Here is a 14,062-nt window from a genome sequence, read left to right as displayed (position 1 = left end):
CTTGCTCCGGCCGAGCCGCGTACCCACGTGCTGTCACCGTCCACATCGGAGGAAATACCCCGTGGCCTACGTCGTCACCGAAGCCTGCATCGACGTGCAGGACCGCGCCTGCATGGAGGAGTGCCCGGTCGACTGCATCTACCCCGGCGAGCGGATGATGTACATCCACCCCGACGAGTGCGTCGACTGCGGCAAGTGCATGCCCGCGTGCCCCAGCGAGGCCATCCACTGGGAGCACAGGATGCCCCCGGAGCACCAGGACTTCGTCGAGGCCAACGCGCTGTTCGTGCGCGAGCAGGGCTTCTCCGGCGGCGGCGAGGACGCCGATCCGGCCGACGGCGACCACCCGATCGTCGCGCAGCGGAGGCCCCGGTGAGCGGCGAGCTCACCGCCGACCTGGTCGTCGTCGGCGCCGGGCCGACCGGGCTCTACGCCACGTACTACGCGGGCTTCCGCGGGCTGTCCGTGGTCGTCGTCGACGCGCTCGACCAGCTGGGCGGGCAGATGTCGGTGCTCTACCCGGAGAAGCCGGTGTTCGACGTCGCGGGCTTCCCCCGGGTCCGGGCGCAGGACCTGGTCGACTCCCTGGTCGAGCAGGCCGCCCTGGCCGAGCCGACCTACCTGCTCGGGCACGACGCCGTGGAGCTGGAGCAGTTCGACGACGGTGTCGCCGTCACCACCGACCGCGGCGTGCGGATCCGGGCCGGGGCGCTGCTGGTCACCGGTGGCATGGGCCGGTTCACCCCGCGGCCGCTGCCCGCCGGCGGCGACTACGCCGGACGCGGGCTGCGTTACGCGGTGCCCCGCCCGGCCGAGCTGACCGGCAAGGACGTGCTGATCGTCGGCGGCGGGGACTCGGCTGTGGACTGGGCGCTGTGCCTGGAGCCGCTGGCCGCGTCGGTCACCCTGGTGCACCGCCGCGACGCCTTCCGCGCGCACGAGCGCAGCGTGACCGAGCTGCGCGCCTCGTCGGTGCGGATCCTGACCCCCTACGAGGTGCACGACGTCCGCGGCGGCGGCCACGTCTCCGAGGTCGACGTGTCCGGTCCGGACGGCGTCGAGACCCTGCGGGTCGACGAGATCGTCGCCGCGCTGGGGTTCAAGGCCGACCTCGCGGCGCTGTCGAACTGGGGGATCGGGATGAACCGCCGGCACATCGCCGTCGACCGGTCGATGCGCACGACGCTGCCCCGGGTGTTCGCGGCCGGGGACATCACCGACTTCGACGGCAAGGTCCGGCTGATCTCGGTCGGGTTCGGCGAGGCCGCCCTGGCGGTCAACAACCTCGTCCCGCTGGTGCGCCCCGACCTCCCGGTGGTGCCCGGCCACTCGAGCGACGCGGCATGATCGGCCCGGCGCCGGAGCGTCCCGGGACGGGGTGGGCCCCCGGCAGCACCGGCGAGGCGATGATCGCGCACCCGCGGACGTGCGGGCGCACCACCACGGTGCACCAGGCCCGGGAGGTGTTCCGCGACGACCACGTGCACGCGCTGCTCGTCGTCGACCGGGGTGTGCTGCTGGCCGTGGTGGAGCGCGGCGACCTCGACGGCCGTCCCGCCGCGGCGCCGGTCCGCTGGCTCGGCACCCTGGCCGGGCGCACCGTCGCCCCCACCGCGCCGGCGACCGCGACGCGCGACCGGATGCGGGCCGAGGGGCGCAGGCGGCTCGCCGTCGTCGACGGGCACGGCCGGTTACTCGGTCTGCTCTGCCTCAAGCGGTCCGGGGCCGGCTTCTGCACCGACGAGGGGGTACGGACCAGGGCGGCCGAACGTGCCGCGCGACGACGTCCTCACATCGGAGCAACACGTTCGTGACGTCCACGTGCGATGCTCGGGTATGGCATTGGTCACGATCGACACCACCACCGTGGCCGAGACCGACCGGCTGGACTTCTGGCGCGCCACGGTCTGCGACCAGTTCGTCGCGCTGGACGTGACACCGTCCACCACCGGTCTGGTCTCCGGACGGGTCACCGCCTCCTCGGTGGCCGGTACCCACCTGCGGCGGATCTCCTCGGTGCCGCACCGCTTCGAGCGCACACCGCGCCAGGTGCGGGCGGCCGACGAGGACTACCTGCAGATCGCGCTGGCCCGCCGTGGCCGCACACTCGTCGCTCAGGACGGACGGGAGGCGGTGATCGGCCCCGGCGAGTTCGTGATCTACGACAGCAGCAGGCCGTTCACCTTCGTCACCACCGACAGCTTCGAGTACCAGGTCTGCCTGCATCCCAAGAGCGCGCTGCCGCTGTCCCGGGCGGAGATGGCCGAGGCCACCGCGGTCGCCCTCGACGGCCGTCGCGGCGTCGGCGCGATGCTGCCGCCGCTGCTGTCCTCGCTGGACCGGGCGATCGGCGACGACGTCCCCGTGGCCGCGCAGGAGGCCGTCGCCCGCACCATCGGGGACATGTTCGTCGCGCTGGTGCGGAGCACCGTGCCGGCGACCGCCCCGGAGAACCTGCACGTCGCCCGGGCCCGCGGTGTCATCCGCGAGCGCATCGCCGACCGCGACCTGGACCCCGCCGGGATCGCCGCGGCCTGCGCGATCTCGGTGAGCTACCTCCACAAGCTGTTCGCCGAGGAGGGCACCACGGTGGCCGGGGCCATCCGCGAGGAGCGGCTCCAGGGCGCCTGGACCGACCTGCGCCGGCCGGAGTCCGCCCACGTCGGGGTAGGCGCGATCGGCGCGCGATGGGGCATGCCGGACCCGGCGGCGTTCAGCCGGGCCTTCCGGACCCGGTTCGGGCGGTCCCCCAAGGCGCACCGCGAGTCCTGAGGGCCGGCCGGGCGGGGAGGGTCCGCCCGGCCGCTCCGTTCAGATCCGCTGTTCGCCGAGGAACCCGGTGACCAGCTTCGTCAGGTCCTCGGGCCGCTCCAGGTGCATGCAGTGGCTGGACCCCGGCCCGGTGACCAGCTCGAACCGGGCGCCCGGGATGCGCTCGGCCACCGCGCGGGACTGCCAGTGCGGGGTCAGCAGGTCCTGCTCGCCGACCACGACCAGCGTCGGTGCCGTGATCGCGTCCAGCCGGTCGAGGGTGTCGTGCACGAGGTCGGCGTCCCACTGCTCGACGGTCACCTGCATCTGCGCCTCGTCCTGTGGGAACGCCGGCAGCAGCGCCTCCAGCAGGGCGCCCACATTCGGGTCGTCGAGGGCCTGCGGGGAGAACGCGAGCCCTGACGCGGCCAGTGCGGACTCCATGTCACGGTGCACGTAGGGCAGGCGCAGCGCGGTGAGCACCGCGCGCTGGAAGCCGTCGGTGCGGCCCCAGGTGCCGTAGAGGACCTGCGAGGCGACCTGCTCGGGGCGGGCCAGCGCCATCTCCTGTGCGACGGCCGAGCCCAGCGACCAGCCGAGCAGGTGCGCGCGCGGGATCTCCAGGGCGTCGAGCAGCGCGGAGGTGTCGGCGGCCATCGAACCGACCGTGATCGGCCCGGAGCCGCGGTCGCTGCCGCCCAGGCCCCGGTTGTCGAAGGTGATCACACGATGGGTCTCGGCGAGCCGGGACGCGAGCTCGCCCCACAGCGGGATCGCGCCGGACGTGCCCATGATCATGAGCAGGGGGTCGCCGTCGCCTGCGGTCTCGTAGTTGAGCTCGACGCCGGTGGACACGGGGATGCGGGGCACGGTGGGTCTCCTCGGGGTGTGCGGTCGGTCGGGTCAGCGGTACTGCAGGCCGTCGTCGAGGTCGGCCTTCGGCAGCTCGACCCTGTCGACGTCGTGCTCGTGCATGTGGGTCCAGGGCTCACGGTCGCCCTGCCCGAACATGCGGTGCTGGGAGCGTCCGATGTAGCCGGGGTTGAAGTTGTCCTCCGAGACCCACGGCAGCCGTGGCATGTCGGCGTCCTGCGCCCGCAGCGTGGGCACGACGACCCGGTCCCCCCGCTCGTCCATGCGCGCCAGGATGCGGCCGATCAGGTCGTTGACCAGGTCGATCCGCAGCGTCCAGCTGTGCCGGAAGTACCCGAAGGCGTAGGCCATGTTCGGGATGTCGCTGATCATCAGACCGCGCCAGGTGACGTGCCGGGTGAAGTCGACCGGCTCGCCGTCGACGGTGAAGGGGATGTCGCCGAACACCGCCAGGTCGAAGCCCGTCGCGGTGACGACGACGTCGGCCTCGATCACCTCGCCGGAGGAGACCTGCACGCCCTTCTCGGTGAACTCGGAGATGGTGTCGGTGACGACCGAGGCCTTCCCCGCGCGCATCGCGGCGAAGAAGTCGCCGTCGGGCACGAACGCGATGCGCTGCTGCCACGGCCGGTAGCGGGGGACGAAGTGCTTCTCGACGTCGGTGCCCTCGGGCAGCAGCGGCCGGATGGTCTCGACCAGGAACTCGTGCAGCGCGTCCGGGTCGTCGCGGCCGGTGGTCGCCAGCCAGTCGAGCTGCTGGACGTAGGTGCGGCGCAGGATCTCGTGGGTCCACTCGCCGGGCAGGTCGAGCGGCTCCAGCATCGTCGCGAGCTCGTGCACGGTCGGCGCCGGGAACCAGTACGACGGCGAGCGCTGCAGCATCGTCACGTGTTCGGCGGTCGCGGCCGTCGCCGGGACGACCGTCGCCGCGGTCGCGCCGGATCCGATGACCAGCACCTTCTTCCCCGTGACGTCGAGGTCCGACGGCCAGGACTGCGGGTGCACGACCGTCCCGGCGAAGCGCTCGGTGCCCGGCCACTCCGGGGTGTAGGGCTCGTCGTGGTTGTAGTAGCCCTGGCACATCCACAGGAACGACGCGGTCATCCGCAGGGTCTCGCCGGTGTCGGTGCGCGTGACGTCCGCGGTCCAGAGGTTCTCCTCCGAGGACCAGCTCAGCGCGGTGACGCGGTGGTGGTAGCGGATGTGCCCGGCGAGGTCGTCCTCGTCGATGACCTCGTGGAGGTAGGACAGGATCTCCCCGCCCGCTGCGATCGACGGTCCCTTCCACGGCTTGTGCCGGTAGCCGTAGGTGAACAGGTCGCTGTCCGAGCGGGCACCGGGGAAGCGGTGTGTCCACCAGGTCCCACCGGGGGCGTCCTGGGCCTCCAGCAGCACGAAGCTCCGCTCCGGGAACTCCTCCCGCAGCCGGTGCGCGGCGCCGATGCCGGACACCCCGGCCCCGACGATCAGGACGTCGACGTGCTCGGTGGTCGTGGTGGCCATGGGGGTCCTCCCGGTACAGGGGTGACGACGGTCACCCGACGCTAGGTCGGACCGGGCGTCCCGCGGGTGTCCGAACTTCGGACAGCGACAGGTGTTGACCGGTGACGCATCATGTGACGACGAGCACAGAGAGGTGCGTCGATGGGGGATCTGCTCGCACGCCGTCGCGAGCTCGTGTCCGCGCGGGCCGAGCTGCTCGACCGGCCCGACGTCGCGCTGCCCGGCGTGCCCGGCCACGTCGTCGCGTCGTGGCGGCGCAGCATCGCGGGCGGGGTGGACCCGGCGATGATCGTCAACCGGTTCCACCCCGACCTCGACACCGGCTCCCGGCTGGTCCGCTGCGCGCGCCCGGTGATGGAGCAGCTGGTCGAGCAGGTCGCCGGGATCGGCGTGTGCGTCGCGCTCACCGACCACCGGGCCCGGCTGCTGGTGCGGCTGGACACCGACGCGGTGATCGCCCGGTCCGCGGACGTCAACGCGTTCGCCGCCGGGTTCGGCTACGCCGAGGGTGCGGTGGGCACCAACGGGGTCGGGACCGTGCTGGAGTCCGGCCGGCCGGTGCACATCGTCGGCGCCGAGCACTTCGTCGAGCAGCTCCACGACTACGCCTGCGCCGGCGCCCCGGTGCGCGACCCGGCGACCGGGCGGATCGAGGCGGTACTCGACCTGTCCTGCCGCGCCGAGCACTCCTCGCCGCTGCTGCTGTCGCTGGTGCGCTCCGCGGCCGCGCGCATCTCCGACGCCCTGCTCCACGACCGCGACCCCGCCCAGCAGGCCCTGTTCGACGCCTACGCCCGCACCGAGTCCCGCACCCGGCGGGCGGTGCTCGCCGTCGGGCGCCGCACGGTGCTGGCGAACACCGCGATGCAGACCCTGCTCGACGCGGGCGACCACGCCGCGCTCACCGACCACGCCCGGTTCCTGCTGCTCCGCGGCCCCGGCGTCGACGACCGGGTGGACCTGCCGTCGGGGACACGGGCGCGGCTGCGCGGCGCGGTCGTCCCGGTCGGCGGGTCGGTCGCCGGCCTGGTGGCGGTGGTGACGCTGCTGCGCGAGCCCGACGTCGGCGGCTCCGCCGGACCGGTCGCGGCGACCCCGCGGTCCGACGCCGACGGGGTGAGCCCGGCCTGGCGGGCGGCGCGGGCCGCCGTCGCCGGGGCGCTGGGGGCGGGGGAACCGCTGCTGGTCACCGGCGAGCCCGGCTCCGGCCGGGCGCGGCTGGTCACGGACTCCTGGCCCGGCCCGGCCGTCGAGGTCGGTCCGGACGACGACGGCGCCGACCTCGACGACCGCGTCCGGCGGGCCGGGCAGCGGGCGCTGGTGCTGCTGCGCGACCTCGACCGGCGCGACGCCGGGGTGCCGCCCGCCGTCGCGCGCGGGGATCTGCCGACGGCCGGCACCCGCGCCGACACCGCCGTCCCCGACCCCGTCCGCGACGCCGTCCTGGCCCGGTTCCGGGTGTCGGTGCCGGTCCCGCCGCTGCGCGGCCGCCCCGGCGACCTCCCCGGCCTGGTCGCCGCGCTGCTCGCCGAGCTCGCCCCCGGCCGCGACGTGCGGCTGTCCGCCGGGGCGCTGCGGACGGTGAGCAGGCACCCGTGGCCGGGGAACGTGAGCGAGCTGCGCGACGCGCTGACCGCGGCCCTGGGCCGGCGGCCGGTGGGTGTGATCGAGGCGACCGACCTGCCCGAGTCCTGTCAGAGCGCGCCGTCCGGGACGCTGCGGGCGGTGGACCGGGCCGAGCGGGACGCGATCGTCGCCGCGCTGCGCGACACCGACGGGAACCGGGCCGCCGCGGCCGCGGCGCTGGGGGTGGCCCGGTCGACGCTCTACCGGAAGATCGCGCAGTACCGGATCACGGGCTGAGCGGGCCGCATCACCTCGTCAGGAACGCGGTCAGCTCCCGCGCCACCTCCTCGGGGCGCTCCTCGGGCAGATAGTGGTCGGCGTCCAGGGCCGTCCCGTGCACGTCCGCGGCGTAGCCGGCCCACACCGCGGGGACGTCGTAGGACCGCCCGACGAAGGAGTGCGCGCCCCACAGCGCCAGCAGCGGCGCGGTCACCCGTCGGCCGGCGTCCGCGCCGTCGTGGACGCGGTCGATCCCGGCCGCGGCGCGGTAGTCGGCGCACGACGCGGCGATCGCGGCCGGGTCGGCGAAGCAGCGGACGTACTCGGCGACGGCGCGGTCGTCGAACGGGGTACCGCCGTGGTGGCGCGACCGCATCCGGGCGGTGATCCAGAACTCCGGGTCGCCCCCGATGAGGCGCTCCGGGATCCCGGCCGGGGCCGTGAGGAAGAACCAGTGCCAGTAGCCCAGCCCGAAGCCGGCGTCGGCGGTGTCGAACGCGTGCCGGGTCGGGACGATGTCGAGCACCGCCAGCGCCGACACCGCGTCCGGTGCGTCGAGGGCCAGCCGGTGCGCGACCCGGCCGCCGCGGTCGTGCCCGGCGACGGCGAACCGGTCGAACCCGAGCTCCCGCATCACGATGAGCTGGTCGGCGGCCATGGCACGCTTGGCGTAGGCGGCGTCGTCCGGGCCCGGGGGCGGCTTGGCGCTGTCGCCGTAGCCGCGCAGGTCGGTCGCGACGACGGTGAACCGCTCGGCGAGCAACGGCGCGACCCGGTGCCAGATCGCGTGGGTCTGCGGGTAGCCGTGCAGGAGCAGCAGCGGCGGCCCGGATCCGCCGATCACGGTGTGCACCGCCGTCCCCGCCGCGTCGACCGTGCGGGCGGTGAACGGGGCGGGCAGCAGGGTCCGCGGGCTCATCGCGCCGGCCCCCCGGGGGCTGGGGTAGGACGGGCGGCATGCTGCTGCCGGGCCCCGTGCCGACCGACCCCGTGCCGACCGACCCCGTGCCGACCGACCCCGTACGACCCGGTGCCGCGCTGCCGGACACCGTCCTGCTCTGGGACGCCGACGAGGTCGCCGACCCGCCTCCGGAGCCCTGCTGCCTGGCCGGGACCGCGCCGGGCGACCGGGCCGTGGTCTACCGCACCGGGCCGGGCGGGGGCGTCGCCGCGCTGTTCGCGTTCACCGGTCCCGCCGAGCCGCACCCCGGCGGACGGCACGCTGCGGGCGTCGTCGTGCCGGTCGGACGGCCGGTGCCGCGGGCCGAGCTGCTGGCCGACCCGGTGCTCGCGCCGGTGTTCCGGCACCTGCGCGGCCGTCGCAGGCTGCCGCCCGACGCGGCCCGTCGCCTGGTCGCGCTCCTCGCGGGCTGAGCCGCGACACCCGGCCGCCGGGGCGCGCCGGCCGGGGCCGGACGGGCTCATCCCCGCACGACCTCGGCGATCGCCGCGCCCAGCTCGGCGGTCGTCGCGGTGCCGCCCAGGTCCGGGGTGACGGTCGCGCCGCCCCGCCCGACGACGTCCTCGACCGCGGCCAGCACGGCCGCCGCGGCCTCGTGCTCGCCGAGGTGCTCCAGCATCATCGACCCGCACCAGATCTGGCCGACCGGGTTCGCGACGCCCTTCCCGGCGATGTCCGGTGCGGACCCGTGCACCGGCTCGAACAGGCTCGGGAACTCCCGCTCCGGGTTGATGTTCGCGCTCGGCGCGATGCCGATCGTCCCGGTGCAGGCCGGCCCGAGGTCGGACAGGATGTCGCCGAACAGGTTGCTGGCGACCACGACGTCGAACCGCTCCGGGCTCATCACGAACCGCGCCGCCAGGATGTCGATGTGGGAGGAGTCGACGTCGACGTCGGGGTACTGCGCCGCCATCGCCGCGACCCGCTCGTCCCAGTACGGCATGGTGATCGCGATGCCGTTGGACTTCGTCGCCGAGGTCAGGTGCCGGTTCGGGTGGCGCCGCGCGAGCTCGAAGGCGTAGCGCAGGATCCGGTCGACGCCGGTGCGCGTCATGACGGTCTCCTGGATCACGATCTCGCGGTCGGTGCCGGAGAACATCCGCCCGCCCACCGACGAGTACTCGCCCTCGGTGTTCTCCCGGACGATCAGCATGTCGACGTCGCCGGGGGACCGGCCGGCCAGCGGCGACGCGACGCCGGGCAGCAGCCGGGCCGGGCGCAGGTTGACGTACTGGTCGAAGCGGCGGCGGAACTGCAGCAGGCTGCCCCACAGCGACACGTGGTCGGGCAGCACGTCGGGCCACCCGACGGCGCCGAAGAACAGCGCGTCGAAGCCGCGCAGCTGCTCGAACCAGTCCTCGGGCAGCATCGTGCCGTGCTCGAGCCAGTGGTCGGCGCTGGCGAAGCCGAACTCGGTGAACTCCAGCCCGATCCCGAACCGCTCCGCGGCCGCGGTCAGCACGCGGACGCCCTCCGGGACGACCTCCTTGCCGATCCCGTCGCCCGGGATGACGGCGATGCGGTGCGCGGTCATGACGTGCCCTCCTCGACTCGGTTGCTTCTATCCTGATCGGCGAACCGGACGCGGTGAACCGTCGTCCGGGCCGGACAGTCTTTCCGCTGGGGAAAGGAGCGGGTGTGGAACTGCCCGAGTTCGACGACCTGCGCTTCTTCGCCGGGGTCGCCGCCGCGGGCACGCTGACCGAGGTGGCGCGCCAGTGGGGTGTGTCGGTGTCGGCGGTCAGCAAGCGGCTCGCCCGCCTGGAACGACGTCTGGGCGTGCGCCTGGTCAACCGGTCCACCCGGCGTCTCACCCTGACCGACGAGGGCCGCCGCTATGCCGAGGGCGCCCGCGACGTGCTGGGCCGGATCGACGACCTGGAGGACGAGATCGGCCGGCGTCGCTCGGGGCTGCACGGGCGGATCGCGGTGCACTCGTCGATGGGGTTCGGCCGGGCGCACGTCGCGCCGCTGCTCGGCACGTTCGAGGCGGCCAACCCGGACCTGCGCATCGACCTGGAGCTGTCGCACCTGCCGGTCGCCGTCGGCGGCTCCGGCTACGACTTCGCGGTGCGCGTCGGACCGCTGCCCGACTCGCGGCTGCACGCCCGGGTTCTGCACCGCAACCGGCGCGTGGTGTGCGCGGCGCCGTCGTACGTGGGCCGCCGCGGCGCCCCGCGCACCCCCGCCGACCTGGCCGGACACGACTGCATCGTGATCCGGGAGAACGACACCGCCTACGCCCACTGGCGTTTCGGGACCGACGCCGACGCCGCCGGGGTCCGCGTGACGGGCGCGATGACCTGCAACGACGGCGAGGTCGCGACGGCGTGGTGCCGGGCCGGCCGCGGTCTGGTGATGCGCTCGCTGTGGCAGGTCGCGCCACTGCTCGCGTCGGGGGAGCTGGTGCAGGTGCTGGCGGACATCCCGACCCCGTCGGCGGACCTGCTGGCGGTGCACGGGGCGGACCCGCCCCGGCGGGTGCGCGCGGTGCTCGACCACCTCGTCGACGGGCTGGCGGAGCGGCTGCCGGTCAGGCCGGTTCCCGTTCCCGCCGCCGCGTCCACGGCCACGTGATCACCGCCCACCCCACCGCGACCAGCACGAACTCGACGACCAGGTAGACCGGCCACGGGCCCAGCAGGTCCAGCGCGGACGCGTTGGTCGGCTTGTGGGCGAGGAAGCCGTAGTTGGTGCCCGCGGCGAGGTTGAACGGCAGCACCACCGCCGCCCAGGCGATCGTGGCCGCCAGCGTCACGGCCATCCCGCGCCAGGTCGGCCGCACCCCGGCGCCCCAGGTCAGGTACACCGCGGCCCAGGTCACCAGCAGGTGCAGCGCCCAGAAGTGCAGGAATGCGACGTGCGGGAAGTCGGGGGAGTCGGTGGCCGGGGTGAGCAGCGCCTGCGGGGTCAGCGTGAGACCCCAGTAGTACAGCGGCGCGCACGCCCACCAGCGCCGTGTCCACAGGGCGACCGCGGCGGTGACCCAGGACAGGTCCGAGAGCTGCAGCGGCAGCGAGATGTGCACGTCGAAGGTCTGCGGGGTCAGCAGCCGCAGCTGCAGCGGCACCAGCAGCACGACGACCACGACGGCGAACGCCCGCGAGACGCCCGGCTCGGCAGGGGTGCCGCGCAGCCGTCGTCCCAGGGCCACCAGCGCGACGGCGCCGAGGACCCCGACGGTCAGCGCGGCCCAGTGGGTCGCGCCGTAGGGCACGAAGACGCCGGTGTCTCCCATCGCCCGATCATGACGGACCGGGCAGCGCCGCGAGCAACCGCCACAGCGGGCGCTGCACCGCGTCGGGGATCCCGGCGAGGGAGAAGTCCAGGTCGTGGGCGACGTTGAGTCGCGCGAGGCGGCGCAGCGGCGGCAGCCGCCCGGCCGACGCCAGGATCCGGAACTGCTCCTCCAGGGGCCCGGCGGGGGTCTCGACGGTGCGCACACGCACCGGGCCGTCGCCCCCGTTGCCGAACGAGTGTGTGACGCCGGGCGGCACCACAATCCCGTCGCCGGGGTGCAGCAGGCTCGTCCAGCCCCCGACCCGTACCCGCAGGACGCCCTCGAGCACGGTGAACGACTCGGTGGCGCCCCGGTGCCGGTGCGGCGGGGGACCGGCCACCCCGGGCGGTACGACGGCCTCGAACTCGAAGGCCGGGGCGCCGCTGTGCAGCACGTCGATCGTCTCGCCGGACGGCATCTCGATGCGGCTCACGGCGGCCTCCCGGCTCAGGCGCCGGCGGTCCCGGCGGCCTCGGCGTCGTCGTCGGTGTCGTTCTTCTTCTTCCGCTTCGGCACCAGGTGCGCCACGGCGACGATCACCGCGCCGACCACGACCCCGAGGATCGCCGAGCCGACGGTGTTGGTGAGCCAGCCCAGGAACCCGCCCAGCGCACCGGTCGCGTCGGCGACGGCCACCTCCAGATGGTGCACCAGGTCGTAGATCGGGGAGAAGCCCAGCTCGTCCATCCCGACCAGCAGGATGTGCCCGCCGACCCACAGCATCGCCGCGACGCCGACGACCGACAGCGTCGTCAGCACGATCGGCATGGCCTTCACCAGCCCGCGCCCGAACGACGCGACGGGGCCGGAGCCGCGCTTCGCCAGGGCCAGGCCGGCGTCGTCCATCTTCACGATGAGCGCGACCGCGCCGTAGACGAGCGCGGTGATCGCGACGGCGACGACGGCCAGGATGATCGCCCGGGACACGATTCCCTCGGACGCCACCTCGTTCAGCGCGATGACCATGATCTCGGCCGAGAGGATGAAGTCGGTGCGCACGGCGCCGGAGACGACCCGGCGCTCGTTCTCCGCCGGGTCCGCCGCGACCTTCTCGTCGCGCTCCTCGGGGTGCTCGGAGTGCCCGGAGAAGTACTCCCAGAGCTTCTCCGCGCCCTCGTAGGCCAGGTAGCAGCCGCCGACCATCAGGATCGGGGTCAGCAGCCACGGCGCGAACTGGGACAGGATCAGCGCGACCGGCAGGATGAACACGATCTTGTTGATCAGCGAGCCCCTGGCGATCCGCCAGATGATCGACAGCTCGCGCTCGGGCTTGAGCCCCTGCACGTAGCGGGGGGTGACCGCGGCGTCGTCGACGACCACCCCTGCGGCCTTCGCCCCGGCGCGCCCGGCGGCCCCGGCGACGTCGTCGAGGGAGGCCGTCGTCAGGCGCACCAGCGCCGCGACGTCGTCGAGCAGGGCGAACAGTCCGCTCATCGGGTCACCGTCCGTTGCATGGCCGAATCCGTGCGCACGCGCGGAGCCTACGGTGCGGGCGGGACGAACGGGACCGAACCCGCCCGATCGCGGGGCTTGACCGTGCCGCGGCGGCACGGTGTCGACTGGGCCCATGGCAGAGGACACGACCACCACCGCGCCGACCGCGCCGACCGCAGGCCCGGACACCGTGGACCCGTCGGACCCGGTCGCCGGCTTCTCCGCGCTGCGCGAGGTCGCGGCGGTCGTGGAGATCCCGCTGGAGATCCCCGGACGGCCCACGCAGCAGGGCCTGATGGTGACCCGGCACGCCGAGGTCCGCGCGATGCTCACCGACGACCGCTTCCGGCACGACGCGGCCGCGGTACCGGAGGCGGAGAACTACCTGCGCAACGCCCAGACCGGGCTGATCGGGCTGCCCGAGGACCTCGACCTGCTCCGCCGTCCGATGCTGGGCCGGGACGGCGAGGACCACGCGCGGCTGCGCCGGCTCGTGTCGCGGGCGTTCACGGTGCGCCGGGTGAACGGGCTGCGCCCCCGCGTCGGGGCGATCGTCGACGGCCTGCTCGACGACGTCGCCGCGGCCGGTGCCGACGGCACCCCGGTCGACCTGGTGGAGGCGCTGGCCTACCCGGTGCCGATCGCGGTCATCTGCGAGCTCGTCGGCGTGCCGGAGGGCGACCGGGACCGCTGGCGGGAGTTCGCCCGGCTGCTGATCCAGCCCGACCCGGAGCGGATGCCCGACGTCGCCCGGGGGATGGTCGCCCACGTCCGGGACCTGATCGAGGCCCGTCGCCGGGAGCCGGCCGACGACCTGCTGTCCGGGCTGGTCGCGGCGCACGACGAGGACGGCGACCGGCTCTCGGAGCAGGAGCTCGTCGACATGACGGTGAACCTCACCGTCGCCGGGTTCGAGACCACCGCGCACGTGCTGGCCAAGGGCACACTCGCCCTGCTCAGCCGCCCGGACGAGCTCGCCGCGCTGCGGGCCGATCCGCAGCTGTGGCCGACGGCGGTGCACGAGCTGGTCCGCACCTGCGGCCCGATCCCGGCCGGGGCCCCGCGCTACGCGGCCGAGGACACCGAGATCGCCGGGACACCGGTGCCCGCCGGGACCGCGGTGCTGCCCGGCCTGCTGCCGGCGAACTTCGACCCACGCGTCGTCGACCGGCCCGACGAGCTGGACGTGCGCCGCGACCCCGGACGCGGCGAGGGGCACCTCGGGTTCGGGCACGGCGCGCACTACTGCCTCGGCGCCGCGCTGGCCCGCCAGGAGGTCGAGGTCGTGCTGTCGGCGCTGGTCACGCGCTTCCCGGGGCTCCGGCTCGCCGAACCGGCGGACGGCCCGTCGCGGCTGGGGTTCGAGCGGCTGCCCGCCCTGCCCGTCCACGTCGACCGCCCGCCGGAAGGCTGAC

The 14,062-nt window shown here is 74.5% G+C and carries 15 protein-coding genes; 8 read left to right on the top strand and 7 right to left on the bottom strand.

The genetic code is table 11. The annotated features are described in order from the left end of the window. Nucleotides 1-61: 61 nt before the first annotated feature. Genes fdxA through DMP15_RS26980 form a run of 4 tightly spaced genes read left to right on the top strand, consistent with a single transcriptional unit; the run spans nt 62 to nt 2,772 of the window. Nucleotides 62-376, top strand: a complete 315-nt coding sequence (gene fdxA, locus DMP15_RS26995) for a ferredoxin (protein ID WP_073577500.1) — start codon at nt 62-64, stop codon at nt 374-376. Next, nucleotides 373-1,347, top strand: coding sequence for an NAD(P)/FAD-dependent oxidoreductase (locus DMP15_RS26990; RefSeq protein WP_073577501.1), 975 nt, complete (start codon nt 373-375; stop codon nt 1,345-1,347). Before fdxA ends, DMP15_RS26990 begins: the two co-directional genes overlap by 4 nt. Then, nucleotides 1,344-1,814, top strand: a complete 471-nt coding sequence (locus DMP15_RS26985) for a CBS domain-containing protein (protein WP_073577502.1) — start codon at nt 1,344-1,346, stop codon at nt 1,812-1,814. Before DMP15_RS26990 ends, DMP15_RS26985 begins: the two co-directional genes overlap by 4 nt. A gap of 22 nt (nt 1,815-1,836) precedes the next feature. Beyond that, a complete protein-coding gene (locus DMP15_RS26980) occupies nt 1,837-2,772 on the top strand; it encodes a helix-turn-helix domain-containing protein (protein ID WP_073577503.1) in 936 nt (311 codons plus the stop codon). Nucleotides 2,773-2,811: 39 nt separating this feature from the next. Here DMP15_RS26980 and DMP15_RS26975 read toward each other — a convergent pair whose 3' ends face one another. Together DMP15_RS26975 and DMP15_RS26970 are read right to left on the bottom strand one after the other, a co-directional pair. After that, a complete protein-coding gene (locus tag DMP15_RS26975; RefSeq protein ID WP_179761168.1) occupies nt 2,812-3,621 on the bottom strand; it encodes an alpha/beta fold hydrolase in 810 nt (269 codons plus the stop codon). A 33-nt stretch (nt 3,622-3,654) separates the two neighbouring features. Further along, nucleotides 3,655-5,127: a flavin-containing monooxygenase gene (locus tag DMP15_RS26970; RefSeq protein WP_179761167.1), complete on the bottom strand. Its 1,473-nt coding sequence runs from the start codon at nt 5,125-5,127 to the stop codon at nt 3,655-3,657. A gap of 141 nt (nt 5,128-5,268) precedes the next feature. Between DMP15_RS26970 and DMP15_RS26965 the strand changes: the two genes are divergently transcribed. Continuing rightward, entirely contained in the window at nt 5,269-6,990 is a 1,722-nt protein-coding gene (locus DMP15_RS26965) for a sigma-54-dependent Fis family transcriptional regulator (protein WP_337826636.1), read from the top strand. Between the two features lie 10 nt (nt 6,991-7,000). Here the strand turns inward: DMP15_RS26965 and DMP15_RS26960 are convergent, their stop codons facing one another. Continuing rightward, nucleotides 7,001-7,891, bottom strand: coding sequence for an alpha/beta fold hydrolase (locus DMP15_RS26960; RefSeq protein ID WP_337826635.1), 891 nt, complete (start codon nt 7,889-7,891; stop codon nt 7,001-7,003). A 38-nt stretch (nt 7,892-7,929) separates the two neighbouring features. Between DMP15_RS26960 and DMP15_RS26955 the strand changes: the two genes are divergently transcribed. After that, on the top strand, nt 7,930-8,346 hold the full coding sequence (locus tag DMP15_RS26955) for a hypothetical protein (protein ID WP_337826634.1): 417 nt from the start codon (nt 7,930-7,932) through the stop codon (nt 8,344-8,346). Between the two features lie 47 nt (nt 8,347-8,393). On the opposite strand, the gene DMP15_RS26950 is transcribed toward DMP15_RS26955, so the two are convergent. Continuing rightward, a complete protein-coding gene (locus DMP15_RS26950; protein WP_337826633.1) occupies nt 8,394-9,467 on the bottom strand; it encodes a tartrate dehydrogenase in 1,074 nt (357 codons plus the stop codon). Between the two features lie 104 nt (nt 9,468-9,571). Here DMP15_RS26950 and DMP15_RS26945 point away from each other — a divergent pair, with 104 nt between their 5' ends. Continuing rightward, entirely contained in the window at nt 9,572-10,510 is a 939-nt protein-coding gene (locus DMP15_RS26945; protein WP_179761162.1) for a LysR family transcriptional regulator, read from the top strand. Here DMP15_RS26945 and DMP15_RS26940 read toward each other — a convergent pair. From DMP15_RS26940 to DMP15_RS26930, 3 genes are read right to left on the bottom strand one after another with little or no spacing between them, the layout of a single operon-like run. After that, nucleotides 10,467-11,171, bottom strand: coding sequence for a YwaF family protein (locus DMP15_RS26940; RefSeq protein WP_100879512.1), 705 nt, complete (start codon nt 11,169-11,171; stop codon nt 10,467-10,469). The genes DMP15_RS26945 and DMP15_RS26940 overlap by 44 nt on opposite strands. Before the next feature lie 7 nt (nt 11,172-11,178). Continuing rightward, the gene (locus DMP15_RS26935) at nt 11,179-11,646 is read right to left on the bottom strand and encodes a cupin domain-containing protein (RefSeq protein ID WP_073577512.1); all 468 of its coding nucleotides are present in this window, start codon (nt 11,644-11,646) and stop codon (nt 11,179-11,181) included. Nucleotides 11,647-11,660: 14 nt separating this feature from the next. Next, nucleotides 11,661-12,647 carry a DUF808 domain-containing protein gene (locus DMP15_RS26930; RefSeq protein WP_073577513.1) on the bottom strand — a complete coding sequence of 329 codons (987 nt, stop codon included), beginning with the start codon at nt 12,645-12,647 and terminating at the stop codon, nt 11,661-11,663. Nucleotides 12,648-12,780: 133 nt separating this feature from the next. On the opposite strand from DMP15_RS26930, the gene DMP15_RS26925 reads away from it, so the two are divergent. Continuing rightward, nucleotides 12,781-14,061: a cytochrome P450 family protein gene (locus DMP15_RS26925; RefSeq protein ID WP_073577514.1), complete on the top strand. Its 1,281-nt coding sequence runs from the start codon at nt 12,781-12,783 to the stop codon at nt 14,059-14,061. Nucleotide 14,062: the final 1 nt, after the last annotated feature.

It is taken from the genome of Pseudonocardia sp. UM4_GMWB1, assembly GCF_017312155.1.
Taxonomy (GTDB): domain Bacteria; phylum Actinomycetota; class Actinomycetes; order Mycobacteriales; family Pseudonocardiaceae; genus Pseudonocardia; species Pseudonocardia alni.
This window is presented reverse-complemented; position numbering and strand designations above follow the sequence as displayed.